Raw genomic sequence first — 584 nt, forward strand, 5'->3', positions numbered from 1 at the left:
CCATGGGTCATGGATTACCACTTCGTAATCAGGCACACCGCGACATGCAGTTTGAAGAGCGTTAAAGCTGTTACCACCAACAGACTTAACAGATTCGTTTGGACCACAGATTGGAATAAAGCCGTAAAGGATGTGAGTTAAGTTGTCGGCTGGCATGTTGTCTACGGTGTAGTTACGACCATAGATGCCCCATTCAACAAAATACGTACCCATCACGACGCTAGGGTCGGTGTTGTATGTTTTGTTGTTTGGATCAACGTTCATCGTTAGTGGCTTCAAGTGAGAGCCATCTGTATCCGCGATGGTGATTTCTGCAGGAGCACTTTTCGAACAGCCTGTAGCATCACACGCTTCAATTTCCATTTGGTACAAGCCGCCTTGGCCGTAATCAAATGTTGCTGTGGTTTGGCCGCCAGTGATAGCGCCTGTTGCGACTTTTACGCCATCAAAATAGATGTTGTAAGTGTCGCCAGGTGTGCCGCTCCACTGGTTGAATTTAACGGTGATTTTAGCTTGGTCATGGTATTTCACCATGTCGTAGTAGCCAGATGTGGTTTCCATAGCCAATTCAATTTTAGAAAATT

Annotated in this window: 1 protein-coding gene; it reads right to left on the reverse strand. The window is 45.9% G+C overall.

Going from position 1 to position 584, the window contains the following annotated elements:
- Positions 1–584 (reverse strand): chitinase N-terminal domain-containing protein (locus R7R78_RS28100; RefSeq protein ID WP_318119736.1); only part of this gene is annotated, 584 nt, incomplete at both ends.

The organism is Vibrio sp. 2134-1 (genome assembly GCF_033339495.1).